The sequence below is a fragment of the Staphylococcus nepalensis genome, from assembly GCF_014635045.1.
Lineage (GTDB): Bacteria > Bacillota > Bacilli > Staphylococcales > Staphylococcaceae > Staphylococcus > Staphylococcus nepalensis.
This window is the reverse complement of the sequence record NZ_BMCF01000002.1, coordinates 366,184-392,376: the sequence shown is the minus strand read 5'-3', so window position 1 is coordinate 392,376 and position 26,193 is coordinate 366,184. Positions and strand designations below refer to the sequence as shown.

General features: G+C 32.5%; 25 protein-coding genes and 1 other RNA gene. 2 read left to right on the top strand and 24 right to left on the bottom strand.

Annotated elements, in window-relative coordinates; translation table 11 throughout:
• Nucleotides 1-97 precede the first annotated feature (97 nt).
• From IEU88_RS04995 to IEU88_RS04965, 7 genes are all read right to left on the bottom strand, one after another.
• Nucleotides 98-733 (bottom strand): SDR family oxidoreductase, encoded by a 636-nt coding sequence (locus IEU88_RS04995; RefSeq protein ID WP_096809691.1) that lies wholly within the window; start codon nt 731-733, stop codon nt 98-100.
• A gap of 281 nt (nt 734-1,014) precedes the next feature.
• Nucleotides 1,015-1,920 carry an EamA family transporter RarD gene (gene rarD, locus IEU88_RS04990; RefSeq protein ID WP_103372746.1) on the bottom strand — a complete coding sequence of 302 codons (906 nt, stop codon included), beginning with the start codon at nt 1,918-1,920 and terminating at the stop codon, nt 1,015-1,017.
• Nucleotides 1,921-1,952: 32 nt separating this feature from the next.
• Nucleotides 1,953-3,086 carry a THUMP domain-containing class I SAM-dependent RNA methyltransferase gene (locus IEU88_RS04985; protein ID WP_103372747.1) on the bottom strand — a complete coding sequence of 378 codons (1,134 nt, stop codon included), beginning with the start codon at nt 3,084-3,086 and terminating at the stop codon, nt 1,953-1,955.
• A 299-nt stretch (nt 3,087-3,385) separates the two neighbouring features.
• Nucleotides 3,386-3,760: RNase P RNA component class B (gene rnpB, locus IEU88_RS04980), an RNA gene on the bottom strand.
• A gap of 134 nt (nt 3,761-3,894) precedes the next feature.
• Complete coding sequence (gene gpsB, locus IEU88_RS04975; RefSeq protein ID WP_096809685.1) at nt 3,895-4,248, bottom strand: cell division regulator GpsB; 354 nt, start codon at nt 4,246-4,248, stop codon at nt 3,895-3,897.
• A gap of 11 nt (nt 4,249-4,259) precedes the next feature.
• The gene (locus IEU88_RS04970; protein WP_103372748.1) at nt 4,260-4,826 is read right to left on the bottom strand and encodes an SLOG family protein; all 567 of its coding nucleotides are present in this window, start codon (nt 4,824-4,826) and stop codon (nt 4,260-4,262) included.
• Nucleotides 4,823-5,161: a DUF1798 family protein gene (locus tag IEU88_RS04965; RefSeq protein WP_096809681.1), complete on the bottom strand. Its 339-nt coding sequence runs from the start codon at nt 5,159-5,161 to the stop codon at nt 4,823-4,825. The genes IEU88_RS04970 and IEU88_RS04965 overlap by 4 nt, the downstream gene beginning before the upstream one ends.
• 249 nt (nt 5,162-5,410) lie before the next feature.
• Here IEU88_RS04965 and recU point away from each other — a divergent pair, with 249 nt between their 5' ends.
• Together recU and IEU88_RS04955 are read left to right on the top strand one after the other, a co-directional pair.
• Nucleotides 5,411-6,037, top strand: coding sequence for a Holliday junction resolvase RecU (gene recU / locus IEU88_RS04960; RefSeq protein ID WP_096809680.1), 627 nt, complete (start codon nt 5,411-5,413; stop codon nt 6,035-6,037).
• Complete coding sequence (locus IEU88_RS04955) at nt 6,034-8,199, top strand: transglycosylase domain-containing protein (RefSeq protein ID WP_103372618.1); 2,166 nt, start codon at nt 6,034-6,036, stop codon at nt 8,197-8,199. The genes recU and IEU88_RS04955 overlap by 4 nt, the downstream gene beginning before the upstream one ends.
• A gap of 445 nt (nt 8,200-8,644) precedes the next feature.
• Here the strand turns inward: IEU88_RS04955 and IEU88_RS04950 are convergent, their stop codons facing one another.
• The 17 genes from IEU88_RS04950 to ndk form a co-directional block, all read right to left on the bottom strand.
• Nucleotides 8,645-9,001 (bottom strand): YpoC family protein, encoded by a 357-nt coding sequence (locus tag IEU88_RS04950; protein ID WP_103372619.1) that lies wholly within the window; start codon nt 8,999-9,001, stop codon nt 8,645-8,647.
• Nucleotides 9,002-9,006: 5 nt separating this feature from the next.
• A complete protein-coding gene (nth, locus tag IEU88_RS04945) occupies nt 9,007-9,666 on the bottom strand; it encodes an endonuclease III (RefSeq protein WP_096809674.1) in 660 nt (219 codons plus the stop codon).
• On the bottom strand, nt 9,656-10,342 hold the full coding sequence (locus tag IEU88_RS04940; protein WP_103372620.1) for a DnaD domain-containing protein: 687 nt from the start codon (nt 10,340-10,342) through the stop codon (nt 9,656-9,658). Before IEU88_RS04940 ends, nth begins: the two co-directional genes overlap by 11 nt.
• 81 nt (nt 10,343-10,423) lie before the next feature.
• A complete protein-coding gene (asnS, locus tag IEU88_RS04935) occupies nt 10,424-11,716 on the bottom strand; it encodes an asparagine--tRNA ligase (protein ID WP_103372621.1) in 1,293 nt (430 codons plus the stop codon).
• A 94-nt stretch (nt 11,717-11,810) separates the two neighbouring features.
• Entirely contained in the window at nt 11,811-14,510 is a 2,700-nt protein-coding gene (locus IEU88_RS04930; RefSeq protein ID WP_103372622.1) for a helicase C-terminal domain-containing protein, read from the bottom strand.
• A gap of 23 nt (nt 14,511-14,533) precedes the next feature.
• Nucleotides 14,534-15,505: a biotin--[acetyl-CoA-carboxylase] ligase gene (locus IEU88_RS04925; protein ID WP_103372623.1), complete on the bottom strand. Its 972-nt coding sequence runs from the start codon at nt 15,503-15,505 to the stop codon at nt 14,534-14,536.
• Complete coding sequence (locus IEU88_RS04920; protein WP_103372624.1) at nt 15,498-16,697, bottom strand: CCA tRNA nucleotidyltransferase; 1,200 nt, start codon at nt 16,695-16,697, stop codon at nt 15,498-15,500. Before IEU88_RS04920 ends, IEU88_RS04925 begins: the two co-directional genes overlap by 8 nt.
• Nucleotides 16,690-17,838, bottom strand: a complete 1,149-nt coding sequence (bshA, locus tag IEU88_RS04915) for an N-acetyl-alpha-D-glucosaminyl L-malate synthase BshA (RefSeq protein WP_103372625.1) — start codon at nt 17,836-17,838, stop codon at nt 16,690-16,692. The genes IEU88_RS04920 and bshA overlap by 8 nt, the downstream gene beginning before the upstream one ends.
• A 32-nt stretch (nt 17,839-17,870) precedes the next feature.
• A complete protein-coding gene (locus tag IEU88_RS04910; RefSeq protein ID WP_096809667.1) occupies nt 17,871-18,188 on the bottom strand; it encodes a nucleotide pyrophosphohydrolase in 318 nt (105 codons plus the stop codon).
• 281 nt (nt 18,189-18,469) lie between these two features.
• Nucleotides 18,470-19,165: a zinc metallopeptidase gene (locus tag IEU88_RS04905; protein WP_096809666.1), complete on the bottom strand. Its 696-nt coding sequence runs from the start codon at nt 19,163-19,165 to the stop codon at nt 18,470-18,472.
• Between the two features lie 37 nt (nt 19,166-19,202).
• Entirely contained in the window at nt 19,203-19,805 is a 603-nt protein-coding gene (locus IEU88_RS04900; RefSeq protein WP_096809664.1) for a DUF1405 domain-containing protein, read from the bottom strand.
• Between the two features lie 4 nt (nt 19,806-19,809).
• Nucleotides 19,810-20,370, bottom strand: coding sequence for a YpiB family protein (locus tag IEU88_RS04895; RefSeq protein WP_103372626.1), 561 nt, complete (start codon nt 20,368-20,370; stop codon nt 19,810-19,812).
• Between the two features lie 21 nt (nt 20,371-20,391).
• Complete coding sequence (locus IEU88_RS04890) at nt 20,392-21,639, bottom strand: tetratricopeptide repeat protein (protein ID WP_096809659.1); 1,248 nt, start codon at nt 21,637-21,639, stop codon at nt 20,392-20,394.
• Nucleotides 21,640-21,643: 4 nt separating this feature from the next.
• Nucleotides 21,644-22,942: a 3-phosphoshikimate 1-carboxyvinyltransferase gene (gene aroA, locus IEU88_RS04885; RefSeq protein ID WP_096809657.1), complete on the bottom strand. Its 1,299-nt coding sequence runs from the start codon at nt 22,940-22,942 to the stop codon at nt 21,644-21,646.
• Between the two features lie 9 nt (nt 22,943-22,951).
• Nucleotides 22,952-24,019 (bottom strand): 3-dehydroquinate synthase, encoded by a 1,068-nt coding sequence (aroB, locus tag IEU88_RS04880; RefSeq protein WP_096809655.1) that lies wholly within the window; start codon nt 24,017-24,019, stop codon nt 22,952-22,954.
• A gap of 39 nt (nt 24,020-24,058) precedes the next feature.
• Nucleotides 24,059-25,225 carry a chorismate synthase gene (gene aroC / locus IEU88_RS04875; RefSeq protein WP_096809653.1) on the bottom strand — a complete coding sequence of 389 codons (1,167 nt, stop codon included), beginning with the start codon at nt 25,223-25,225 and terminating at the stop codon, nt 24,059-24,061.
• A 421-nt stretch (nt 25,226-25,646) separates the two neighbouring features.
• Nucleotides 25,647-26,096, bottom strand: coding sequence for a nucleoside-diphosphate kinase (gene ndk, locus IEU88_RS04870; RefSeq protein ID WP_096809651.1), 450 nt, complete (start codon nt 26,094-26,096; stop codon nt 25,647-25,649).
• Nucleotides 26,097-26,193: the final 97 nt, after the last annotated feature.

The window sequence follows — 26,193 nt, the reverse complement described above, 5'->3', positions numbered from 1 at the left end:
AAACTCCAAATTAAAAAATACCACCTAAAATGGTGGCATTTACATACCGAGAGAAAAATTAGATTGAAATGATGCCTCGTTTATTTATAAACGTTATTCATTTCCATCTCGGCTTATTAAAATTGGTGTTTGGTTTACTAATACCAATGTTGTCTTTTAAATAAAGTTTGGGATTTTTAGCGATATTAACTGCTACAGCAGCCACACTTTTTCTAGAAACTTCTGTCCCTTTAAATTGATCTGTTTTATGTGTGATTTCATAATCAATTTCGTTAGTATCTGTTAACCATGCTGGTCTTAAAATAGTATAATTAATATTTGAATTTTCTATGATATCGGCTGCTTTTCTGTAAACAGGTAAATAATCTCTAATCTGCTCATCGACCCACTGTCCAAATTCACCTGGAACTTCATTATATATACCTAAAGCAGCCACAAATATTAAACGGTCAACTTTATTTTGTTCCATTGCTTTAACAATATTGCTTGCTTCTTTGTCTAATTCTCCAGAAAGACTGGCAAAGACGATATCAACATCTTCCATCGCATGATTAACGTCTTCAAAATTTGTAGCATCGCCTTCACGTACTCTTATACGGTCTGATGCATAGTCAGGTAATCTATTCGCATCCCTTAAGAATAATCTCAATGTATAAGATGTGTTCTCTAAAAATGAATTAATAGCGGCTTTAGAAACAGCTCCATTTGCCCCTAATATTAATACTCTTGTCATAAAATCACTCCATTATTATATATGCTTTAAAAATAGCGAAATAAATTTTATTTTTTAATTATCTTGATAATATAATGTTTATTTTGAATCAACCGTTTTCTCTATCTCTTTTAACAATACTACAAATAAGCTATTTATACTAATAATATATTTGGTGTATTATTTTTTAAAAAAGAGTTAATAGCTTGTGCATTTTAAATGTATATATCGATTTAATATATTATAAAAAATCTCTAAGGGTAATTATACGAGCATTACCTTTAGAGAAATAATGAGTGTTTTTAATTGATTGCTGGGTTTTTATTTTTTTTGATCTTAATATATTGAGAAGTACTATAAATAATGATACCAACCCAAATAAAAATAAATGTAACAAATTGGTCCATACTAAATGGTTCTTTGAATAAGAAAACACCTAATATAAACATGATTGTAGGACCAACATATTGAATGAAACCAGTTAAAGAAAGTGGTATTCTTCGAGCACCTGCTGAAAATAGTATAAGCGGAATTGCAGTTATGGCACCTGAGAAAATCAACCAAAATGAAGAACTATTATACCCAAATGTTAGACTACCTTGTTGCCATATATACCATAAATATATAATCCCAGCTGGAGCAGTAACGATACATTCTATTGTAATACTGCTAATCGCATCTATAGGTACAATTTTTTTAATCAGGCCATATATACCAAATGAAAAAGCAAATAGTAATGAAATGCCAGGAAATACTCCTACCTTAATAGTCATATATAATACACCAATTACTGCAAATCCAATAGCTATCCATTCGAATTTATTAAAACGTTCTTTTAAAAATATCAACGCTAGTAAAATACTTACAAGTGGGTTGATGTAATATCCTAAACTCGATTGTAACACGTGACCATTTGTAACTGCCCATATAAACGTCCCCCAATTAACCGTGATTACATAACCAGCTACAATTATAGCTACAAGTTGTATAGGGTTAGTTATCAGTTGTTGGACATCGCGTTTGAAAGGCGCGGTATTTTTAGTGAATACGACAACCAATAACATAAATATCATTGATAGTATGATCCGAAACGCTAATATTTCAAATGCGCCAATGTCTTCTATTAAATCCCAATATATAGGAAGGATCCCCCATAATATGTAGGCACTAAAAGCAAATAATATACCTTTTTTAAATTCACTATTCAATTGTGGCACCTCTTTCTAAAAATTAAAATGGTTTACTTTCTAGGTTTTTTATCACCCCAATATTGATAATATGTACATTCGATATAACCGTTGAATAATTTTCTTCTTTTAGTTGCTTTTTTATTAACTAAAAATTCGAATTCACTGTTACTTGTTAATATATATGATGATAAATAAGGATGTTGTTGCATTAACTTACCGATGTAGCGATACATTGCTTCAACTTCTTCTCTGTCACCAATACGCTCACCATAAGGTGGATTACCAATTAATGCGATTGGTTCTTCTGATTCTATCGATAATGTATTAACATCTTTAACGCTAAAATTAATAATATCTGCTAAACCGACCTCTTCAGCATTTCTGCGAGCTATTTCTATCATTTCTGGATCAATATCGGACGCATAGATTTCTAATGGTCTATCGTAATTCGCTTGTTGATCTGCTTCATCTCGTAATTGGTCATATAATCCATCAGGCATGATCTCCCAAGTTTCTGAAACAAAGTCACGATTAAAGCCTGGCGCAATGTTTTGAGCAATTAGGCATGCTTCAATTGCGATTGTCCCGGAACCACAAAATGGATCAATTAGGGGTGTATCTCCAGTCCAATTTGCTAGTCTAATCAAACTAGCAGCAAGCGTTTCTTTAATTGGCGCTTCGCCCTGTGCCAACCTATAACCACGTTTATTCAACCCTGAGCCAGAAGTATCGATTGTGAGTAAGGCGCTATCTTTTAATAGTGAGACTTCAATCGGGTATTTAGCACCAGATTCATTTAACCAACCTTTTTCTTGATAAGTTTCTTTTAAACGTTCTACAATCGCTTTTTTGACGATTGCTTGGCAATCTGGAACACTAAACAATGTTGATTTAACACTACGGCCTTGTACTGGAAAATTCCCTTCTTTTTCAATTAATGTTTCCCAAGGTAATGCTTTCGTTTTCTCGAATAATTCATCGAATGTTTTAGCGTTAAATTGACCTACTACAATTTTTATTCTGTCTGCAGTACGCAACCATAAGTTACATTTAACTATTGCAGTTTCATCGCCTTCAAAAAAGATTTTGCCATTTTCCACAGTTGTTTCATAACCAAGCTCTTGAATTTCTTTTGAAACGATGGCTTCTAATCCCATAGGGCATACAGCTAGTAATTGATACATTGTTTTGCTCCTTTTTTATATTGTTTTAATTATATTTTATCAAAAGTTATTTTAAATAGATATGACCATATTCTAGAGGTTATGATGTAACTTAATATCTTAGTCTCAAATATCTTTTTAACAGAAAATGATTGAATTAAAATTATGATTATTTCAAGTCTGTTCAATCACAATTATGACGTATTTGCCCACTTTGTGTAAGAAGTTTTTATTAGAAAGTTATAATTTATCTTAAATTCGTATTTTTAACAATTAAAAAAGCTCTCCTGTATGGGAGAGCTTGGGCCTAGTAATGATGTTTCTATAAGCCATGTTTTGTACCTTTGTACTGCCAACGTGTACTAGTTACACTCGTACGCCGGTGGTAACCATCTGTCTACATACTATAAAAAGTATGCCTTATTTATACGTTGAATTTCGTTAAATAAGTGCTCCTACCTAATTTGGATTGCTCACTCGAGGGGTTTACCGCGTTCCACCTTTTATATTTCTATAAAAGCTACGTCACTGTGGCACTTTCAAACTATTTTAACCGTATCCTAAGACTTAGGTTATTTCATTGCCGTCAACTTAATGCCTTGACTTATTGTTTCATCAAGCACGAACACTACAATCATCTCAGATTGTGTGAGCATGGACTTTCCTCTATATCGCTATAGCGATTACCCAAAACACCATCCTTAGTAGTATATCATTTTTAACATTTCAAAACAAATAAAATAAGATAAGTTTTGATTTTTCAAAACTTATCTTTATGTAGATACTACAAATCTACGTTGGTATATTCGTTTAAATTATAATGGTTGTATTACTTTCCAAACACAGCTTTTTCTAAGTTGGAAATTCTTTTTAAAATATCTACGTTGTTCCCATTATTGCTAGAATTGTTATTGACATTACCATTAGACGAAAAGTTTTTATTTTCTTGTGGTCTAGATGTGGCTACACGTAATCTCAATTCTTCAAGTTCTTTTTTTAGTTTATTATTTTCTTCAGAAAGTTTAACAACTTCATTATCTAAATCTGCCATCTTTTGATAATCAGCTATGATGTCGTCTAAGAAAGCATCTACTTCTTCCCTTCTATACCCACGTGTCATAGTTTTTTCAAAATCTTTTTCATAAATATCTTTAGCTGATAATTTTAATGAAATATCTGACATATTTTCCCACCTCATTCGAAACTTTGTTCTTGAGACCACTGCAAATCGTTAATAAATTCCGTTAATTCATCGAACGAAACAATGTCACAAGTATAATTTGTTTTTTCCATAAAATCAACTAACATTTGCTTAAAGTATTTTGGACTGGCTTCTTGTTCCTCATCGTAAATGAGTAGCGATTGATCTGTATGATCGAGCATAAATTGATCTGTCTGTTTAAATTGATGTGGCCCTACATAAGGCGTGTGAAACACGCTATCTACAAAATCAGACTGTTGTACGATTCGGTTATATTTTGCTTGATTTTGTTCATTCCATTTATCAGTATGGCCATAAAATGGTGTAACGATACCAAGTTTGAGATCAGGATATGTTGCTTTCAAATTAATAACCACTTCAGCCGTCCATAATTCTATACCCATCTGTCCTTGTATTAATACCCATTCAAGTCCTTCTTCAATCAACTGTTTTAATTTATGAGCAATAAATTTTTTTAAATAAGAAACTTCAGGTGCGTCATCTTTAAAAATATTAAGTTCAAACGATTTATAACCTGTGACATAAATTGTTTTTATCATAAGTTGATATCACTTCTTTGTATATAACTTAAATCATATTGTACAGCTTTCACTTTTTCAGTGAATAGCTTTCGGCTTGTTCTTTTGAAATGACATTCTACTGATAAAGCTTCAATGTTTGATATTAATAAATCAAATTTTCTCTTATTCATATAAGGTAATTGAAGCATTTTAGCTTCGTAAGCTTTTAATGAAACTAATAGTTCATCTATGTTTCTAGTGAATGGTACAACGTCTTTATAAAAGTCATAGTCTACGACATCTGCTTTGACAAATTCATATCTGTCTTGCATAACTTGTACATCATTTAATAGTTGGGTGAATAATTGTTGCATGAAGTTTCCTCCTACATACTAAATTTACCACAAATGAATTTAATAGTCATTTTTGAAATGCACACCTTACATTTATGTCATATATAAAGCATATTTAACGTCTAATATTGTTTAATTGAACAAAGCACGTTAAAATATACATGATGTATGTACAGATACATTGCTTTATATATCATAGTTTGGAAAAAAAGACAGTTTTCAGGTATAATGAAAAAAGTTTTTGAAACCAAATTAAAGTGGTGAAAAACGATGAATTATCCTAATGGGAAACCATTTTATGGAAATAAGTCTCAAGTCGGACGAACTCATAAGGAAGAAAAGGGTAAAATAAACTATGGTGGCAGAGGCATGTCACTAGAGAATGATATTGAATTATCAAACACCCACTATTTGAAACTCGGACAAGCTGTTATACATAAAAAGCCAACGCCGGTACAAATAGTAAACGTTCATTATCCTATGAGAAGTAAGGCAGTGATTAATGAGGCTTATTTCAGAACGCCTTCGACTACTGATTATAATGGTATTTATAACGGGCATTACTTAGATTTTGAAGCGAAGGAAACAAAAAATAAAACTTCCTTTCCATTAAATAACATGCATGAACATCAAGTGTTACATATGGATGCTTGTTTTGAACAAGGAGGTACAGTGTTTTTATTAATACGCTTTAAATTAATAGATGAAGTTTATTTATTGCCTTATAGCAAATTTAAATATTATTGGCATCGGTTTAAAAAAGAGATTAAAAAGTCGATTACGGTTGAAGAAATAAGAAAAAATGGTTACTATATTCCTTATCAGTATCAACCAAGATTGAATTACCTCAAAGCAGTTGATAAGTTGATATTAGATGAAAGTGAGGACCGCGTATGACGGAGAAGAAAAGGACTACGAATTCTAATAAGAATAGTAAGTCTGGAGAAAAAAAGAATAGGAATATAAAAAGAACAATTATCAAGATAATTGGATTTCTCATCATAGCATTTATTGTTCTAGCATTAATTGGTATTTTGTTATTTGCTTATTATGCTTGGAAAGCGCCTGCATTTACAGAATCAAAATTACAAGATCCAATTCCTGCTAAAATATACGATAAAGATGGTGATTTGATTAAAACCATTGATAATGGACAACGACGAGAACATGTTGATTTAGACGAAGTGCCTAAAAACATGAAAGCTGCAGTATTAGCAACTGAAGATAATCGTTTCTATGATCATGGTGCACTTGATTACAAACGTTTGTTTGGCGCCGTAGCTAAAAACTTTACAGGTGGATTTGGTTCAGAAGGTGCTTCAACGCTAACGCAACAAGTGGTTAAACGTTCGTTCTTAACGGATCAAAAATCAATTGCGCGTAAAGCTCAAGAAGCTTACTTATCGTATAGGCTCGAACAAGAATATAGTAAAGATGAAATTTTTGAAATGTATTTAAATAAAATTTACTATTCAGACGGTGTTTATGGTGTGAAAGCTGCAGCTAAGTATTACTTTGATAAAGATTTAAAAGATTTAAATTTAGCTGAACAAGCATATCTTGCTGGATTGCCGCAAGTTCCGAACACATATAATATTTATGATCATCCAGAAGCAGCAGAGTCGCGTAAAGACACTGTTTTATATTTAATGGAATATCATAATAGAATTTCTAAGAAAGAAAAAGAAGAAGCGCAAGACACCTCTATAGAAGATAACTTAGTTAACCGAAGTTCTGAAGAACGCAAAGTCAGCGAAGATAATTCAACTGAAGAATATGACTCATATATTAACTTCGTAAAATCAGAATTAATGAATAATAAGGAATTTAAAGGTAAAAACTTAGGCGAAGTTCTAAATAGTGGTGTTAAAATTTACACAAATATGGATAAAGATGTTCAACAAACTTTACAAGATCGTGTAAATAATGGTAGCTACTATAAAAATGAAGACCAACAAGTTGGTGCTTCTATCGTAGATAGTGAATCTGGTGGATTAGTTGCAGTATCTGGTGGTAGAAATTACAAAGATGTTGTTGATAGAAACTTGGCTACTGACGCGCACCCTACTGGTTCATCATTAAAACCGTTCTTAGCTTATGGCCCAGCTATAGAAAATATGAATTGGGCTACAAATCATGCTATCCAGGACGAAGAATCTTATCAAGTAGATGGCGTGACATTTAGAAACTATGATATGGAAGGTCACGGAGAAGTTAAGTTATATGATGCCCTACGTCAAAGTTTCAATATACCAGCGTTAAAAACTTGGCAATCTACCAAAGAAAATGCTGGTAATGATGCACCAAAACAATTTGCTAACAATGTAGGTTTAGATTATGAAGGAGAGATTGGGCCTTCTGAAGTACTAGGTGGTTCATCATCAGAATTCTCCCCTACTCAATTAGCATCAGCATTTGCAGCTATTGCAAATGGCGGCGAATATAATAATGCGCATTCAATTAAAAAAGTAGAAAAAGAAAACGGAGAAGTAATTAATTATGATCACACTAGTAAAAAAGCGATGAAAAACTCTACTTCTTACATGCTAGCAGAGGTACTTAAAGGTACATTCGAAGCATATGGTTCTGCTTATGGTCATAATATTTCTGGTGTGAATGTTGGCGCCAAAACTGGTACAGGTACTTATGGTAACCAAACATATCAAGAGTACGGATTACCTGATGATGCCGCAAAAGACGTTTGGATGAATGGATTTACACCAAAATATAGTATGTCCGTTTGGATGGGATTCAATGAAGTTAAACAAGGTGGCGTCAACTCATTTGTTGGTCACGAAGAACAAGAATATCCACAATTTTTATTTGAAGATGTAATGAGTACAATTTCACCTAGAGATGGTCAAGACTTTACAAAACCTGATTCAGTAAATGGTGATAGTAAAGATAGTTTATCTGTTGCAGGTCATTCTGATGACAATACAACGAGCAAAAAACCACAAGGTCAAGGTGGAAGCAGCAGTAGTAACAGTAATAGTAACAGTAATAGTAACAGTGACTCATCATCCGATTCTAATAGAAATAGTTCGAGTAACGATTAATTAAATGTTTTGAGTGAAATAGTTATTAATATGAACTCATAACAATAAGAAGTGCTTGGGATACCCATCCCAAAATTTAGCCCCAAAAAGAATGCTTTAGTTAGAAAACTTTTTGGGGCTCATTTTATAGGCTCTATACTAAACAGGACTGATACAAAAATCAGTCCTGTTTTTTGGTAAAAAAAGCGTAGAAATCTGGTTCAGTGACAATACAAACTGACGTTTTTTTATGAGTTAGAGACATTTATGCTTCAAAGACCTCTCTTTTATTTTGGTGGTTATATAAAGCATACTTACGCATGAGCCAAGGGCTGCGTAACCATAATAATAGGTTAAGCGTCTACGTCTAAAATTTCTTTTACACACCTTTTATGGAGACAATTACTTTTATAGCAGTACGTTTATATTCTATTTAGTAACCAAAGCCATAACCAATCTTCGTCATCTACTCAGAAAAATGTGATTTTTGTCCCGTTCCCTTCTTTTTTTGACGAATTTGATACGAAGCATTCATTTTAATTAATTCTGATTTGAGTGTTTTCATTTGTCTATAGCCCATAAAATGATACTTCCGAGCAACCATATAATGATAACGCTCTTCAAAATTCATAGGCACAATAGGATAGTCGGATAAATGATTAAAGTCAATTGTATTAATACCATTGATTTGTAAAAAAAAAGTTTCAATCATACCAAAATATTGATCTAATAATGCTTTAGCTTGTGGTGATTTTAATTTTTTCTGTTTAGAAAATGCATCAATTTGTAATTCCATGTCTTTAAAGTCTTCTTTTGAAATCAATCAGTTCACACTTCTTTCAAACTTGCTTTATATCGTTTTTGTCCTTCTCTACATACATCAAATAATGGACATATATCACATTTAGGGCTGCGTGCTAGGCAGTGATAGCGTCCAAAGAAAATGAGCTGATGATGTGTTTTATTCCATCGCTCTCTTGGGACTACTTTACATAATTTATCTTCAACTTGTCTTACGTTGTCTTTCCATCTACATATACCCAATCGTTTAGATACACGTTCTACATGTGTATCCACAGCTAACGAAGGCTCATTAAAAGCTACACTCATAACTACGTTTGCTGTTTTACGCCCCACACCTGCTAGACTTTCAAGTTCAGCATGTGTCTCTGGGATAATGCCGTTAAATTTTTCTAACAATGATTGACATAGCTTTTGAATATTTTTAGCTTTATTTCTATATAAACCAATGGTGCGAAGGTCGTTTTCGAGTTCTGAAATATCAACATTAATATAATCTTCGGGGGTTTTATACTTTTTAAATAAATGTTTAGTCAGTTTATTTACTGAAACATCTGTAGTTTGTGCTGACAACAATACTGCAATGGTTAATTCAAATGGATTCTCATGTACAAGTTCACATTCTGCATCTGGAAACATATTTGAAATAACATCGATCATTTCTAATGCTTTTTTATTACTTATCATCTTGATTCTCCTCATTAAGCCAATCAAATTTAGGTACTTTTTTAATTGTGTGTTTCATTTTAGGTTGGTTAAATTGTCGGCTTATTTTTTTTGAATCTTCAATGGTTTTTACATTGTTCTTTTTCCAATTTAATAATATTCTATCAATATATTTAAAATTAAGTTTATTTTGACTTTGTGCTTCATCCAAAGCTGCTTGAATGATACTTAATTCATGTTTGTCTACATCCAACCATTGGTTTAAAGTCTCAATTTCGTATGGTGATAAAGGCCTACCGAATGCTTGCTCAATTTTTTGAAAAAGCGTGTTAAATTCAAGCTCAGATTGCTTGTGACTTTTATCTACATTAATTTGATCGATTATATCACTTAATTTATTATAAAATTGGTCGAGGTTCATATATTCAGTGAACTTACCTTCTTCATCTTTATTAACATTTAGTTCTAATAAGTCGTGCTGAATCAGACTTTGTATGATAGAAGTAGTTTCTCTTGAATCTAGTGATGTGCCTCTTTGTAAAGATTCAATGGGCGGCTGTTTATTCGTAGTTTCAGATGCGTAGATTAATTTAATTAGAATGACTAGTTCACGCTCATTGATACCTAACTCATTGTAGTGATCTAATAATTCTTTACGAATAACCACAGGCCTTGTTTTAAGTATATCTTTATCCAAATGATTTCCTCCTACTTATATAGTTGTTATAAAAACGTCCAGCCATAAATAGACTGGACGTAGTTAGTTTCATTGATTGTACTATGGATATAAACGGTTTAATAAACGAGGGAATGGCGCGGTTTCACGCACGTGTTCTACCCCTGATAACCATGCGACTGTTCTTTCAAGCCCTAATCCGAAACCACTATGTGGCACACTACCATAACGACGTAAGTCTAGGTAGTAACTATAGCTTTCCGGGTCTAATTCAAATTCATTGATACGTTGTTCTAGCAATGCAAGATCATTGATACGTTCTGAACCACCAATGATTTCACCATAACCCTCTGGCGCGATTAAATCAGCACAAAGGACTGTTTCTTCATTCTCTGGGTTTGGTTGCATATAGAAAGGCTTGATTTTTGTTGGGTAGTTAGTGATAAATACAGGTAAATCATAATGATTTGCAATTGCAGTTTCGTGGGGAGCGCCAAAGTCTTCACCCCATTCGATGTCATCAAAGCCTTGTTCTTTTAAGAATATAACTGCATCATCGTATGTGATACGTGGAAACGGTGTCGCGACTTTTTCAAGTTTAGATGTTTCACGCTCTAATGCATTTAATTCTAATTTGCAATGATTTAAAACTGATTTAACAACATGTGCCACATATTGTTCTTGAATCTCTAAACTTTCATTATGGTTACAAAATGCCATTTCTGGTTCAATCATCCAGAATTCAATTAAGTGACGACGTGTTTTTGATTTTTCCGCACGGAATGTTGGACCAAATGAAAATACTCTGCCATGTGCCATCGCAGCCGCTTCCATATATAGCTGCCCACTTTGTGATAAAAAGGCATCTTGATCAAAGTATTTGGTATGGAACAATTCGCTTGTGCCTTCAGGAGCACTTGCTGTTAATATTGGTGGATCAATCTTTGTAAAACCATTATTATTAAAGAATTCGTATGTTGCACGAATAATTTCATTTCTAATTTTCATAACCGCGTGTTGTTTCTTTGAACGTAACCACAGATGGCGGTGATCCATTAAAAATTCTGTACCATGATTTTTAGGTGTGATTGGATAATCGTGTGCTTCTGAAATGATTTCAATTGATTTAACTTGCATTTCATAGCCTAAATCAGAGCGGTTGTCTTCAGTGATAACACCAGTAATATACAGTGAAGATTCTTGCGTAATATCTTTAGCTAATTGGAAAGTATCTTCATCTACGTCAGCTTTGACCACAACGCCTTGCATAAAACCTGTGCCATCTCTTAATTGCAAGAATGCGATTTTACCGCTTGAACGTTTGTTTGTTAACCAAGCACCAATAGTTACTTCTTGGTTAATATAATGTTTTGCTTCTTTTATCGTTGTCTTCATAACTAAACTCCTAATTTTATTGTAATCTTCTTTTATTAATCCTTATATATTTTAACAAAATCAAGTTGCAAGTTCTAGTTGCGTGTATCAACTTTTAGCGGTGTTTTGTCTCTTTTTGTAACTTTTTAAGTAAACTTGAGAATTGTTTGATATCGCCTTTTCTTTGACGATAATTTTCTAATGATTGTTCAAAGAATTGTTTGTAGTTGCTTCGGATTAAACGATCATCGAAAGAGACTATAATACCCTTATCTTGTTCATTTCTTATTAACCTTCCTAAACCTTGCCTAAATCGAGTAACGGCATCCGGTAAAACAAAGTCTTTAAATGTTGAAGTAAATTCAGATTCCATTAACCAATATTTTGTATTGTTATGATTCATAAAAGGTAATTTTGTAATCATAACACATTTTATTCCGTTGGATTGGAAATCAAAGCCTTCAAAAAATGTGCCAGTACCTAATAGAATTGCTTTATCAAAACTATTAAATTGTTGTACAATTTTATAGTTTTGGTTTTGTTGCTGTGTTAATACGACATAATCTTCAAATTCAGGTAACTCATTTAATAATTCTTGTACCATGTGCATCATTTTGTAGCTTGTAAATAGTATTAAACATTTTGATTCAACGATAGTAGTATATTCAATAACGTAATTAACGATAGAACTCACATAATCGTCTATATTTTTATAGTTATATGACGCTACATCATTTGGTATAAAGACAGTTGTTTGATTCGGAGACACTGAAGAAGTATCAATTTCATAGGTATTGAATGTTATATCTTTATTAAACCATTGTTTGAAATTTTCGAATGAGTGATTAAATGTTAATGTACCAGAGATAAAGGTTAAAGCGTTAAATTTATCTAATACTTGTTTGGTTAATATCTCTTTGACATCGTAATCTTTAACATTCAATTTTATTGTAGATTTTTGATGGATATTTTTAATTGATAAATAACTAATATGACTATTTTTTAAGCTATTTTCAATCGCTCTAAACCTATCAGTGATATATAATAGTTGCTTTCTAACTGTTTTAATTGTTTTGTGGCTCATACCATTGAAAAATTCTAATGTCATATTTAATTTATGAATAATAGAATGTAAATCATTCAAAATTGGAGTTACATCAAAATGATATACGAAATGAATTTTATGTGCGTCATCATCGTGAACTTCCGATTGTTGTATCATATGAAACATAGTGCTAAACAGTTGCTCATTTAAATCATGTATTTCATTAATATTCGTTTTTAAGCCAAAAACATCAATTGGAGGTATATCTAACTTTTCGAGGATACGTTGTTGCTCCAAATGGTCTATAGCTGCTAACAATTTTTCATTTTCAGTTTTACCAATCAGACCTAATTGATATTTAATATCAGCATAACTTAATTCGTTTGTGACTTGATTTAATGCGTAATCTGGTAATCTGTGTGCTTCATCTATAATACAATCATCGAATAATTGGTAAATTGTATTGTCGTGTGATGCGTGGATTAAATGAGCATGGTTGGTAATACCGATTTGAATATTTTGAGCATTGCGTTTAATAAAGTTGAAATAATTGATATCATTACGAACTGGCACATAAGTCTCTAATTTTTGTTCGTAATACATTTTTTGACCGCCTTTTAAGTCTAACTCTTGAATATCACCAGTATTAGTTTCTGTGATCCATATGAGTAATTGCATTTTTAAAATACTGACTTCATAATTATTAGACTCATCTTTTAAAATTTGGCTCATTAATCCCAAAGAAATATAATCTCGTTTACTTTTAATCAACGACGCATTTATTTTAAAATTTAAAGCTGATTTAATTGCTGGAATATCTTTTTCTAATAATTGATTTTGTAACAATTTTGTATTAGTTGAAATCATTACATGTTTGCCTGTTTCAATATTATACATGAGTGATGCAAGTAAATAAGCAAATGATTTACCACTGCCTAACGGTGCTTCTATCATTGCTTTTTCGCTATTCATCAATTGTTCTAATATAATTTCAGATAAATATAATTGTTGTGGCCGATAGGTCAAATTGAGTTTCTCTGTGAGGTCGGAATATAAATCTTTTAGTGTGCCATTAAAGTTTGCTGTTGGCGCTTTAAAATCTTTTTGTTTTTTGTAAATAATTTGTTCGAATTGTGTAAAATCGTCCTCTAATACATTATTTGTATGAGTTCTTGCCATTTCAAAAAGAATATCATGTAAATCATATTTTAAATTTTTACTTAGATAATATAGTTGTTTCAAAGTATCTATGTGCAATGCTTCAAATTTATTAAATGCCAAAATCATAAGCTGTGCAGTTGTAGCCGCATCTTCATCAGCGCGATGCGCATTGTTTAAAGCGATGCCGTGCGATTCAGCTAATTCACTCAACTGATAGCTTTTGTCTGTTGGAAAAGCTACTTTGAACAATTCCAAAGTATCTAACACTTTCTTTGGTCGATATTTAATATTACAATTTTTAAAAGATTTTTTGATAAAATTTAGATCGAAAGTTACATTGTGCGCTACAAAAATACAACCTTCAATTTGTTTATAAATATCTTCGGCAATTTCATGGAAATATGGTGATTGATCTAGCATTTCTTCTTCAATTGAAGTTAATGCCTGTATAAAAGGAGGAATTTCTAAATCTGTCTTAACCATAGAATGGTAGGTGCCAATGATTTTATTCTCACGCACAAAAGTAATTCCTATTTGAATGATCTCATCATAATCCAATTGATTACCTGTTGTTTCTAAATCAACAACAGCATAACAAGGTTGTGTCATATGCATTCCTCCTTTCTTTTATATTAAAGTTCAATATCCGCACTCATTAATTTATGATATTCTTTTTGGTTGTCAATAACGATAAGATAACCTTCGTCGTCAATATCGATTGCTTCTCCTTGAAATTGGTTTCCATTGTCAGTAAATTTTAGGGTTCTATTCCAAATATTCGAAGCTTCAATATACTCTTTTCGAATAGTAGAGAATGGTTGATTTAGAAATTGGTTATAACGTTTTTCGATTTGATGAATCAATACTTCTAATAATTGATAACGATGTATTTTTTGGTTAGCATGTATTCTCATACTTGTAGCTTTCTGTTGTAGCTCGCCTTGAAAATCATCAGGTAAATGATTCATATTGATGCCAATACCACATATAACTGCTTCTATACCATCACTATTAGCCACCATTTCAGTTAAAAAACCACATGCTTTTCTACCATCTATATAGATATCATTCGGCCATTTTATAGTTACTTTATCATTACAAAATCGTTGCATTGTATCTTTAATACCTAATGCCATAAACAAATTAAATTTAGTAATCATTTCAAATGATACTTTGGGACGCAAAACGATAGACATCCATAGCCCATTACCACGGGGTGAATCCCATGGTCTATTGAAACGCCCTTTACCGTTTGTTTGCTCGTCACTTAAAATCATAAAGGTCTCTGAATTCCCTACCAGTTTTTGTTTGGCTAATAATTGTGTGGAATCAATCTGTTCTAACACCTCGACATGGTTGAACATCGCTTGTGCATCAATTAAAGACTCTACAATCCCACTATACCATTTATCTGGGAGTTCAATTAAACAATGACCTTTGTGGTTAATAGATTCTATATAGCACCCTTCGCTTTTAAGTTGATCAATCACCTTTTTAACTGCTGTTCGAGATATAGAGAGATGTTCAGCAATAAATTGACCAGAAATATAATTGGATTGATGTTGATATAACAGTTGCATCACATATTTACTGTATTTAGACATGCGTTTTCACCCACTTAATGAGTTCTGGTTTAATATTTTGGACGTCTCCATCTATAATGGCACACTCAATTTCTCTTAGCGCTGTCTTGAGCCAAGGGCCACTTGGTTTATTTACGAGATTAAGCAAATCTTTACCATTTATGTCGATTTCTTTTCTAGATTGAATAGGGAGCTGATTAGCAATCTCTTTGACAGATTGTGCATTAACGATTAACGGTGAAACATTTGGCAAATTATTTTTGACGATTAACGTTGTAAAGGTTAATACATTTAATATGTCTTTTTGACTATAATCGTAAACAAATAATTTAAAATCCGATTTTGATTTAATGTTCGGTAACTGGGTCAATATGCTTTCTAACTTACCTATATGTTTTTTTTCGTTGTTACTTATTTTTAAGTCATTAAGATGACCTTTTACATTCGGTTGTTGTACTTTTAATAAAGCTATAAACAATGAAAATGGTACCGATTCATCTAAAATCATTTGCGATAAATCATAGTGCTTAAAAAATGGGATGTAGTTAAACGCTTTAAAATATTGTAAATTTTGGAAACTACGATCGATATAGCGACCCGATGTTAATTTTTTAAGTTCAATAACAATACGTTCAATTGATAGATATTTAATATCACTGATATGTGATTTCATACCATGAAAAGTGTTCTCTTCTATTGTAAAACCTAGTTGTGCTTGGAAACGTAAGCCTCTTATGATTCTCAAAGCATCCTCATTAAATCGTTCGTGTGCATTTCCCACAGTTCTTATGATATGGTGATCGATATCTTGTTGACCACCAAAGTAGTCGAGGATATGGTAGTCTGCATCCATTGCTATAGCATTCATCGTAAAATCACGTCTTTTAACATCTTCGTATAACTCGCGAACGAAAAAAACTTCGTTAGGTCTACGGTGATCCTCATAGTCACCCTCTGCTCGGAAAGTTGTAACTTCGTAATGTTCGCCATTATAAACTACATTAATAGTGCCATGCTCTCTACCAATAGGGATTGTCTTTTCAAATATGGCTTCGATTTCTTCAGGCATCGCACTTGTAGTAATATCGATATCATGAATTGGTTTATGCATTAAAAAGTCTCTGACGGACCCACCAACAAAAAATGCTTGATATTCATTTGATTGTAAAGTTTTTAAAATAGGTTTTGCTTGTTCAAATATTGATTTAGTCATTATTATCCTCTAACATTTTTTTATAATAGTATTCATATTGGTCAGCGATTAAATCAGAAGAAAAGCGTTTTGCAACGTCTTCTAACATACGTTGTTGCATTTCGTTATACAATTTATCATTCGTTAGTAATTCCAATGCGTATGTACTTGCCGTGTTACTATCTCCTACATCAACAATAAACCCTGTTTCTTTATGTTTGATGACTTCTTTGATGCCACCTGCTGTTGAACCAATAGGTAAGACACCTGACTTCATTGCTTCAAGTAACGTGAGGCCAAAGCTCTCTTTTTCACTTAATAATAACACTAAATCAGAAATCTGATAAAATTCACTTACCCAGTTTTGTTTACCTAAAAAAAGTACCGAATCTTCTATATTGAGTTCACGTGCTTTTTCTTTCATATCCATTAATTGCGGGCCATCACCTAAAAGAATAAGTTTTGAAGGTAACTGTTGATGTATCTTAGCAAACGTTTCAATAACTGTCTCAATGCGTTTGACAGTTCTAAAATTAGAAACATGGATAATCACTTTATCCTCAGGATTTATACCATAACATGCTTTTAATTCTAAATCTGCTTTGCTTGGTGTATCACCTTTTGTAGGAAACTCTTTTTCCCTAACGAAATTATAAATAGGAATAATTTCTTTATCAGTTTCAATGATATCTGTTGTTTGCTGTGCAAGTGATTTACTTACACTTGTAACAATGTCGCTACCTTCTATTCCAAACTTTATTGCATTTTTTAAAGAATGATCATAACCCAATACGGTAATATCAGTTCCATGTAGTGTTGTCATTATTTTAATGTCTTTACCAGACATGTGTTTAGCTAATATACCACAAACCGCATGTGGTACAGCATAATGCATATGTAATAGATCTAAATCATATTCGTTAATGACTTCAGCAATTTTTGTGCTTAAAGTGATATCATATGGCGCGTACTGAAACACTGCATATTGATTTACTTCAACTTGGTGAAATGTAATATTCGATAAAGGTTTGCGAATTCTAAAAGGTATATTTGATGTTATAAAATGGATATCATGACCTCTTTCCGCTAACTTGATACCCAATTCAGTTGCGATAATACCAGAACCACCCATAGATGGGTAACATGTAATGCCTATTTTCATAGGTGGAACACCCTTTCTTTGATTATATTAATCTATTTTCTTTCGAAACGATTTTTATCACGTGTATTAAATTTTTCCATAGTTTCGTTAAAGCTTTCAGTCATATCTATATCTAAGGAATTAGCAATACACAATAACACGAATAAATTATCACCGAGCTCAGCTTTTACTGAATTAACCTCTTCTGTATCCTTTTTCTTCTTCTCCCCATAATAGTGGTTGATTTCTCTTGATAATTCCCCTACTTCTTCAGATAATCTTGCCAGATTTGCTAGAGGAGAAAAGTAACCTGTCTTAAACTGACTGATATACGTATCAACTTCAGTTTGCATATCTTTCATTGATTTCATATTAAACGCCTCACATTCTAACGTTTTCTTATATAGTATAGACTAATTTTATGCTTCATGCATTATTCCTGCAACCCTTAGATTATATTTAAAAATCAGTTGATAGTTTATTCATTTTGGATAATTTAAAAAGGACTCATTACACGTACACTTCAAATAAGGACGAAACATAGTGCGGTTTGTGGCAAATCTAAGATTTTCACTGTCTTTATAATCAATAATCATATTTGCGGTATAAAAAAATCCTACCATGTAAACATGATAGGAGATATCTTAATAGTTTATTCACTTGATCTAGCAATTAAAATGAAACGTGCAAGTTCTGCTAATGCTACAGCAGTTGATGCTACATATGTCATAGCAGCTGCAGATAGTACTTTCTTAGCATGTCGATATTCATTTTCGTTAACGATGTCTAAACTTTTAATTTGTTTCATCGCTCTACTACTTGCATCAAATTCAACTGGTAATGTGATAATTGAAAACAATACTGCAAATGACATTAAAGCAATACCAATCCAAAGTGCGGTAGAGCCTAATGTGCTCTGTAAACTAGTTAAAATAATACCAGCAAATACTGCCATATAACCTAATGAACTACCAATATTAGCTAGAGGTACCAGCGAAGTTCTAAATCTTAAGAAGAAGTAACCTTGCGCATGTTGAATCGCGTGGCCTACCTCATGCGCTGCGATGGCAGTACCAGCTACTGAAGGTCTGCTAAAGTTTGCTGGTGATAAGACAAGCACTTTTTTACTAGGATCATAATGATCTGTTAAGAAACCTTTTCCTTCTACAACATCTACGTCATAAATACCGTTTGAATGAAGTATCTCAAGAGCCACTTCTCGCCCTGTTTTACCACTAGTAGATCTTACTTGTGAATACTTTTCATAGTTAGATTTAACCTTGTGCTGTGCCCATAGAGGCAAGACCATTAAAATAACAAAGTATATAATCATATAAATAAAAGACAAAAATCCTCACTCCTTTATTAATATTTTACTGTGGACGTTAATAATGGTCAAATATTTTATCCTTTTTAAATCGAGTTAAACTTAAATATAACACTAAAGGCATAATACTTAACCAAAATGCCAAATAAGCTATTGATTCGACATGACTCGCAATAAAATCATAATAAGGATATTGCATAAATACATAATCGATGATGTCATTGTGGAAAACCCATACCATCGCTATAAAAAATGCTACGATAGTCACTTTAAATCTTGGATAAAAAATGAAAGCTTCAATTGCCATAATACCGTGAGATAGTATGAGCATACAACCTGTGATTGTAATCATATCGTATTGAATAAATAAAATGATATTCATAATGACAGCCCATACACCATATTTAATGAGTGAAACAAATGCGAGCGCTTCAATAATAGGCAAATTCTTGCCTATAATCAAACCTGCGATAGCAATACATAGAAAAAGCGATGCAGTTGGGCTATCGGGCACAAAAGGTATGAATTGCCATTGTGTAATACTTATTTGTGAACCATACCAAATATACCCATAAATTGTCCCTAATAAATTACATACTAATAAGAAATACAACATACCTTTGTTATAAATAATAAGTTGCCAGAGCGTATTCATATTCATACTGTCAATCCTTCGGTAATATATTTAAATTTCTTAACTTAAAAGTATTAAGAATTTGAGATAATTGATAAAATAAATCCTTGTCGTGCAATTGTAAACTAAGGTCAATGTTATCTTGTAAATGTTTGATGATAGAAGACTCGCTTTGTTTCGATAATGGAATGCGATATATATCTTGAATATATATCGCATAATATGGCGAATTTAGCAATTGAGTTAATAATAATTCATCTAATTTTGTATCTCGCACTTCTTCTTGATTTAAATATAATTTAATATCAAAAGATATCTTTTGATCCGCGATATAATCAAATATTTTGTCATTGTTAATCATTACTTGATTTTGCATTGTGAATTTTATCGCTGGTTGACTTGTATTATCTGTCGCGATTTCTAGCGTGTTGTGATTAGAAATATATGCATCAACAAAGTGAATGTGTTGCAATAACTCAGGTGAGGATTTTATTAAATTCAATACCCATACACTTATTCTAGATTTAAAACGATATTGGAATAATATATATTCAATAAAACTAGCCTTTACTTGTTGTAGTGTATCAGTCATTATACTCACCTTCCTAACTAATTAGAATGATTGCAATCGCTCAGCTTCATCGTGCCAAGTTTCATTTGACGGGTCCATTTCAAGTAATTGATTTAAAATATTTTGAGCTTGTTTAATATAACCAATCTCTACAAGATAGAAGTAATAGTCGCTTAAGAATGCAGATTGTGTACGCATTGTTGGATAAGCCAATTCAAAAAAGTGTTGAGCTTCTTTATCTCGTTCTTCTTGGCCTAACGCATGTGCTAAATGCCACATGAACACTGGATCTAAGTCTTCTTCGTCAACATGTTGCAATAGTCCAATAAGTGCGTTGTAATCTTCTTCTTGTCTAAAGAAATCACTTAAGATTAAGAGTGGTTCTTGGTATGCGTTATCTACTTCTAAAGCTTGTAATAACAATTCTACACCCTCATTTGCATCACCATGTTCAATAGCAATACTACCTGTTGAGACCATTAATTCTTTATAGAATTGACTTAGTCGTAATCCTTCTTTACCAATTTCAATCGCATCTGCATGGTTATGTTCGTTTTCGTATAATTGTTGTAAATAAAAATAGCCTTGGAGGAAATCTGGGTCTTTTGATAATAATGTTTGAACTAATTTGATGGCTTCTTGAGTTAAATCATTCTTTTCATATGCAATCGCTTTTTTAAAGTATATTTCAGAGTCCATTTCATCTTCATTAATTTCATCAAACATTTTAATCGCATCACCATAATTACCACTTTGCAAACTACAATCAGCCAAACGTGAGAATAGATTAATGTTGTTTATTTGATATTCGCCTGTTTCAAGCACAGTTTCATATTCTGAAGAAGCGCGTAGATATTGACCATCAAAATAAAGTAATTCTGCCAATGCAAAATGTATAATTGGATCATTGGGTTCAATGTCAATGGCTTCTACTAATTTATCAATGGCTACTTCAAGCATATTTAATTGCTGATATAGATCTGCTTCTAACATCAAACGCTCTGTAGATAATTCCACTGTACTAAGGTATTCTAAAGCTTCATCAGTTTGATCTTCAGCAATAAGTCCCTCAATAAAATAGATTAAGAGCTCACTTTCGTCTGGGTATTTGTGGTAAAGCGTGCGGAATACCTCAAGTCCTTGTGGCATTAAACCATAATTGTATAATGTTTCACCAAGAATAAAGAGTGCATCGTCTTTTGGAGAACTTAACGCGTCATTTACACGTGTATCTAAGTTATCTAACTTCTGTAAGTTGATATCATCTATAAGTTTATAGATATCTTCCATACTTTTATCCCTCTTTTTCTAATTGTTTAAATTTAGGTAAGAAACCTGGGAAGGAAACATTGACAGCATCAAATTGATCAATTGTTAATGAATCATCAGTCAATAATGAAGCGACAGCAAGCATCATGCCAATACGATGGTCGGTAAAACTATCTACTGTAGCTGTTTGTTCAAATTCAGATGGATGAATAATTATGCCGTCACTTGTAGGTTGTAACATAAAGCCTAATAAATTCAACATGTTTGCTGTTGTGTCAATTCGATTTGTTTCTTTAACTTTCAATTCTTCTGCTTCTTTTATAATACTTGTACCACTAGCTTGAGTACAAAGTAAAGCGATGACTGGCAATTCATCAATCGATCTTGGTACCAAATCACCTTTGATATGTAATGGTTTCATATCTGGTGTATATTGTACCCTGATAGAAGCGGTTGGTTCTGGATTATCATTTTGATTGAATAGTGTTATATTTCCACCCATTTGTGTCACGATATCAATAATACCTGAACGAGTTGGGTTTATGCCAACATTGTGAATTGTAATATCACTGTCAGGTGTTATCAAGCCCGCGACGATAAAATAAGCTGCTGATGAAATATCACCAGGTACGTGGAAATCTGCTGCTTTAATGTGTTCAATGCTATTTTCAGGCAATGTTATTGTCTGCCCGTCTGTTTTGATTGGAATTTGATAATGTTCGAACATCGTTTCTGTATGATTACGTGTAATGCCTATTTCAGAAACCATTGTTTTCTCATTTGCAAATAAACTCGCAAATAATATGGCACTTTTTACTTGCGCACTGACAACCTCCATTTGGTATGTTATCCCTTTAATACGTGCGGGTTTAATGATTAATGGCGTGAAGTTATCATTTATGCCTGTAATATTAGCATTCATTAAGCCTAAAGGTTTCATAATTCTATCCATAGGTCTTTTCCCAATAGAAGCATCTCCGGAGAGTACCGTTTCGATGCCGAGCCCACATAATAAACCAGCAACTAAACGTGTCGTAGTACCAGAGTTACCGGTATAAAGTACTTGGTGTGGTGTTTGGAAGTATTTGTATCCAGGGGAATTAACTTCAATCTTATCTTCTAAGACCTCTATTTCGACGCCAAGCAAACGAAAAATTTCTACAGTACGAATACAATCTTCGCCTAATAGTGGTTTATATATCGTTGACTTTCCTGATGCTAGTGAGCTCAATATAATTGCTCTATGCGTCATAGATTTATCCCCCGGGACTTCTATATCTCCAACAAGAGGCCCTTTTATATCAACTGTTTTACTATTAACCAAATATGCCACCTACTTTTTAAAATATGTTTGTAAATCTTTAAAACTCTCTAACAAAGTTGATTTACCTACGTGCTTAACCACAGGATGACCAATGCCATCTAATAAGACCATTTGCACACCTAACTGATCATTTTTCTTATCTTTTAACATAAGCTCATAAAGCGGGTCGAATTCAAATGATTCTATAATATTTAAAGGGTAGTCTAAAGATTTTAAATAATTAATATAATGGGCTATATCAAAATTTTGGTTTAAAACTTTATTCGCTACAATAAATTGAAAAATAATGCCTATCATCACAGCATGGCCATGTGGAATTTTAAATGTATACTCTACTGCATGACCAAACGTATGACCTAAATTTAGAAATTTACGTACATGCGATTCTTTTTCATCTTGGACAATAAGATTCAATTTTGTCTCGATACCTTTATAAATATAATATTCAATTTCATTTAAAGAAGCTAATGTTTTTTTATTTGTAAAATGAGTTTCAATCTCATTTACATCATTATCATTGTTCAACAAAGCATGTTTATATACTTCAGCATAACCACTGAGTACTTCTGTATAAGGTAATGTTGAAAGAAAATTCAAATCATAGATAACTGCTTTAGGTCTATAAAAAGCGCCTATTAAATTTTTGCCATGTTTTGAATTAATGCCTACTTTTCCTCCTACACTAGAATCATGCGCCAATATCGTTGTAGGTACTTGGATAAAGTCGACGCCTCTTAACAATGTAGCAGCTAAGAAACCACTAAAATCTCCAGTAGCGCCTCCGCCCACTGCAATAATGCAAGTATTTCGAGTTAACTTGTTACTGAGCAAGGTCTCTATTGACTGTCCATAAAAATCTAGAGACTTAGTAGATTCTCCAGATGGTATAACAAGTTTGTGTGCATCGTATTCAGACGTGATGAAATTTAAAGTTTCATTCCATTCTTTATCAATTGTACCATCGACGATAAGCACAATATCCTTATATTGCTTAATGTATTGATGTAAATGATCTAAAGCATTATGTTTTATAATTATAGGGTAATTATTTGATTCATAAGTGGTTTGTAGTTTCATAGATATCACCTAGTTAATCTTAAAATTTTTAAATTAATCTTAGTATTCAATATTTAATAAACGACGTTCTTCAATTTGTGTTTTTAATTGGTCGATATGATTGCACTGGAATTCTTCTAGCAACGCTTTTGCAAGTTCGAAAGCAACTACATTTTCTACTACAACACTTGCAGCAGGTACAGCACAGCTGTCAGAACGTTCAACAGAGGCTTTGAAAGATTCTTTTGTATTTATATCTACTGAATTAAGCGGTTTATATAATGTTGGGATAGGTTTCATCACACCATTAACGACGATAGGCATACCGTTAGACATGCCACCTTCAAACCCACCTAAATGATTTGACCCTCTATAGTAGCCGTTTGTTGTATCGTAAAGTATTTCATCTTGTACTTCACTTCCAGGTTTTTCTGCTGCTTTAAAGCCTTCACCAAAGCTCACACCCTTAAATGCATTGATGCTCACTACACCTTGAGCTATTCTACCATCTAATTTGCGATCATAATGCACATAGCTACCAACGCCTACAGGTACACCTTCAATAACTGTTTGGACAACTCCACCTATAGTGTCACCTGCTTTTTTCGCATCATCTATTTTATCTCTCATTTGTTGTGCGATTTCATCGTTAATTACACGGACATCATTTTTATCAACATTAGATTTAATTGTTTCAAGGTCATATTCTAAATCATCTTTAATACCGCCAATTTCCATGACTCTACTATAAAAATGAATATCAAGTTGTTTAAGTAAAATCTTAGAAACTGCACCTACAGCTACGCGTGCTGCTGTTTCTCTAGCAGAAGAGCGTTCTAATACATTTCTTAAATCTCTGTGGTTATATTTCATACCGCCAATTAAATCTGCATGACCTGGTCGTGGTTTGGTAATGACGCGTTTCATGTTTTCTTGGTCTTCATCACTTATTGGGTCTGCCCCCATAATTTTTCTCCAATGTTTAAAATCATCATTTGTAACAATAAGCGTAATTGGACTACCAAGTGTAATCCCATTACGTACGCCTGATACAATTTCAACACTATCTTTCTCAATTTGCATACGACGCCCTCTACCGTATCCGCCTTGACGTTTAAACATTTCTTCATTAATATCTGATACATTGATTTCTAAATTTGATGGCACACCTTCAATAATTACCGTTAATTGTGGACCGTGCGATTCTCCTGAAGTTAAATATCTCATTATTTACCCACTCCGTTCTTTAGTACTTTAAATGATTATATGTCCTTTATCTTATCATATTCAATAGTTCAAATTAACAGAAAAATTTCAAAATTGTTAATGTTTATATGATATACCTACGTACAATGATAACATTTGAATATTTTTTCAGTAATAACTTATGATATTAAATGACTTGAGCATGGATTTCAATTGTTATTTTAGAAAGCAATATTGCTATTCCAATAGTATGATACTTAAAATAAAAAAACTGACTGTAATTTAATCTATACAGTCAGCTGTTCTCTTTCCTATTTACTTTTAATGTAATGGAAAGTAAAAGTAGATTTTCAAATGTTTAATATGTTTGCGCTTAAAATTACACTTATGTACTTTATTTATTTTCATATTAACTACATTATTTGAGTTATCTTGTAAACGATTATTCGTACAACCACATTTCGCGTGATTCTGTAAATTCACTTAACTCTTCAGAATTAAACCAAAGATTGATTTCTTTATTTGCTGAGTCTACTGAATCTGAACCATGGATAATGTTTCTTCCGACAGTTAAACCAAGGTCCCCTCTAATAGTACCTGGTGTTGCTTCTGATGGATTTGTTGCGCCAATGATATGACGAGCGACATGGACAGCATCTTCACCTTCTACTACCATCGCAAACACAGGCGCAGAAGTAATAAAGTCGATTAAATTACCGTAGAATGGTTTATCTGTATGTTCAGCGTAATGTGCTTCAGCAAGTGATTTAGGTACTGTCATTAATTTAGCGCCTACTAGTTTAAGCCCTTTACGTTCTATACGAGAAACAATTTCTCCTATCATATTGCGTTGAACCGCATCCGGTTTAATCATTAGAAATGTTCTTTCCATTGTGTGTTTATCCCCCTGTTAATTATGTATAATGTACAAAGATAAAATTAAATACTTTGTACAAAAATATAAAACAAAACATTATTATGTTTTATAG

Bases quoted from the DNA above. Each gene is read 5' to 3' on its own strand.
- IEU88_RS04995 (WP_096809691.1), bottom strand. From the start codon at position 733: ATGACAAGAGTATTAATATTAGGGGCAAATGGAGCTGTTTCTAAAGCC.
- IEU88_RS04985 (WP_103372747.1), bottom strand. From the start codon at position 3,086: ATGTATCAATTACTAGCTGTATGCCCTATGGGATTAGAAGCCATCGTT.
- gpsB (WP_096809685.1), bottom strand. From the start codon at position 4,248: ATGTCAGATATTTCATTAAAATTATCAGCTAAAGATATTTATGAAAAA.
- IEU88_RS04970 (WP_103372748.1), bottom strand. From the start codon at position 4,826: ATGATAAAAACAATTTATGTCACAGGTTATAAATCGTTTGAACTTAAT.
- IEU88_RS04965 (WP_096809681.1), bottom strand. From the start codon at position 5,161: ATGCAACAATTATTCACCCAACTATTAAATGATGTACAAGTTATGCAA.
- recU (WP_096809680.1), top strand. From the start codon at position 5,411: ATGAATTATCCTAATGGGAAACCATTTTATGGAAATAAGTCTCAAGTC.
- IEU88_RS04955 (WP_103372618.1), top strand. From the start codon at position 6,034: ATGACGGAGAAGAAAAGGACTACGAATTCTAATAAGAATAGTAAGTCT.
- nth (WP_096809674.1), bottom strand. From the start codon at position 9,666: ATGATAAGTAATAAAAAAGCATTAGAAATGATCGATGTTATTTCAAAT.
- asnS (WP_103372621.1), bottom strand. From the start codon at position 11,716: ATGAAGACAACGATAAAAGAAGCAAAACATTATATTAACCAAGAAGTA.
- IEU88_RS04930 (WP_103372622.1), bottom strand. From the start codon at position 14,510: ATGACACAACCTTGTTATGCTGTTGTTGATTTAGAAACAACAGGTAAT.
- IEU88_RS04925 (WP_103372623.1), bottom strand. From the start codon at position 15,505: ATGTCTAAATACAGTAAATATGTGATGCAACTGTTATATCAACATCAA.
- IEU88_RS04920 (WP_103372624.1), bottom strand. From the start codon at position 16,697: ATGACTAAATCAATATTTGAACAAGCAAAACCTATTTTAAAAACTTTA.
- bshA (WP_103372625.1), bottom strand. From the start codon at position 17,838: ATGAAAATAGGCATTACATGTTACCCATCTATGGGTGGTTCTGGTATT.
- IEU88_RS04910 (WP_096809667.1), bottom strand. From the start codon at position 18,188: ATGAAATCAATGAAAGATATGCAAACTGAAGTTGATACGTATATCAGT.
- IEU88_RS04900 (WP_096809664.1), bottom strand. From the start codon at position 19,805: ATGAATATGAATACGCTCTGGCAACTTATTATTTATAACAAAGGTATG.
- IEU88_RS04895 (WP_103372626.1), bottom strand. From the start codon at position 20,370: ATGACTGATACACTACAACAAGTAAAGGCTAGTTTTATTGAATATATA.
- IEU88_RS04890 (WP_096809659.1), bottom strand. From the start codon at position 21,639: ATGGAAGATATCTATAAACTTATAGATGATATCAACTTACAGAAGTTA.
- aroB (WP_096809655.1), bottom strand. From the start codon at position 24,019: ATGAAACTACAAACCACTTATGAATCAAATAATTACCCTATAATTATA.
- aroC (WP_096809653.1), bottom strand. From the start codon at position 25,225: ATGAGATATTTAACTTCAGGAGAATCGCACGGTCCACAATTAACGGTA.
- ndk (WP_096809651.1), bottom strand. From the start codon at position 26,096: ATGGAAAGAACATTTCTAATGATTAAACCGGATGCGGTTCAACGCAAT.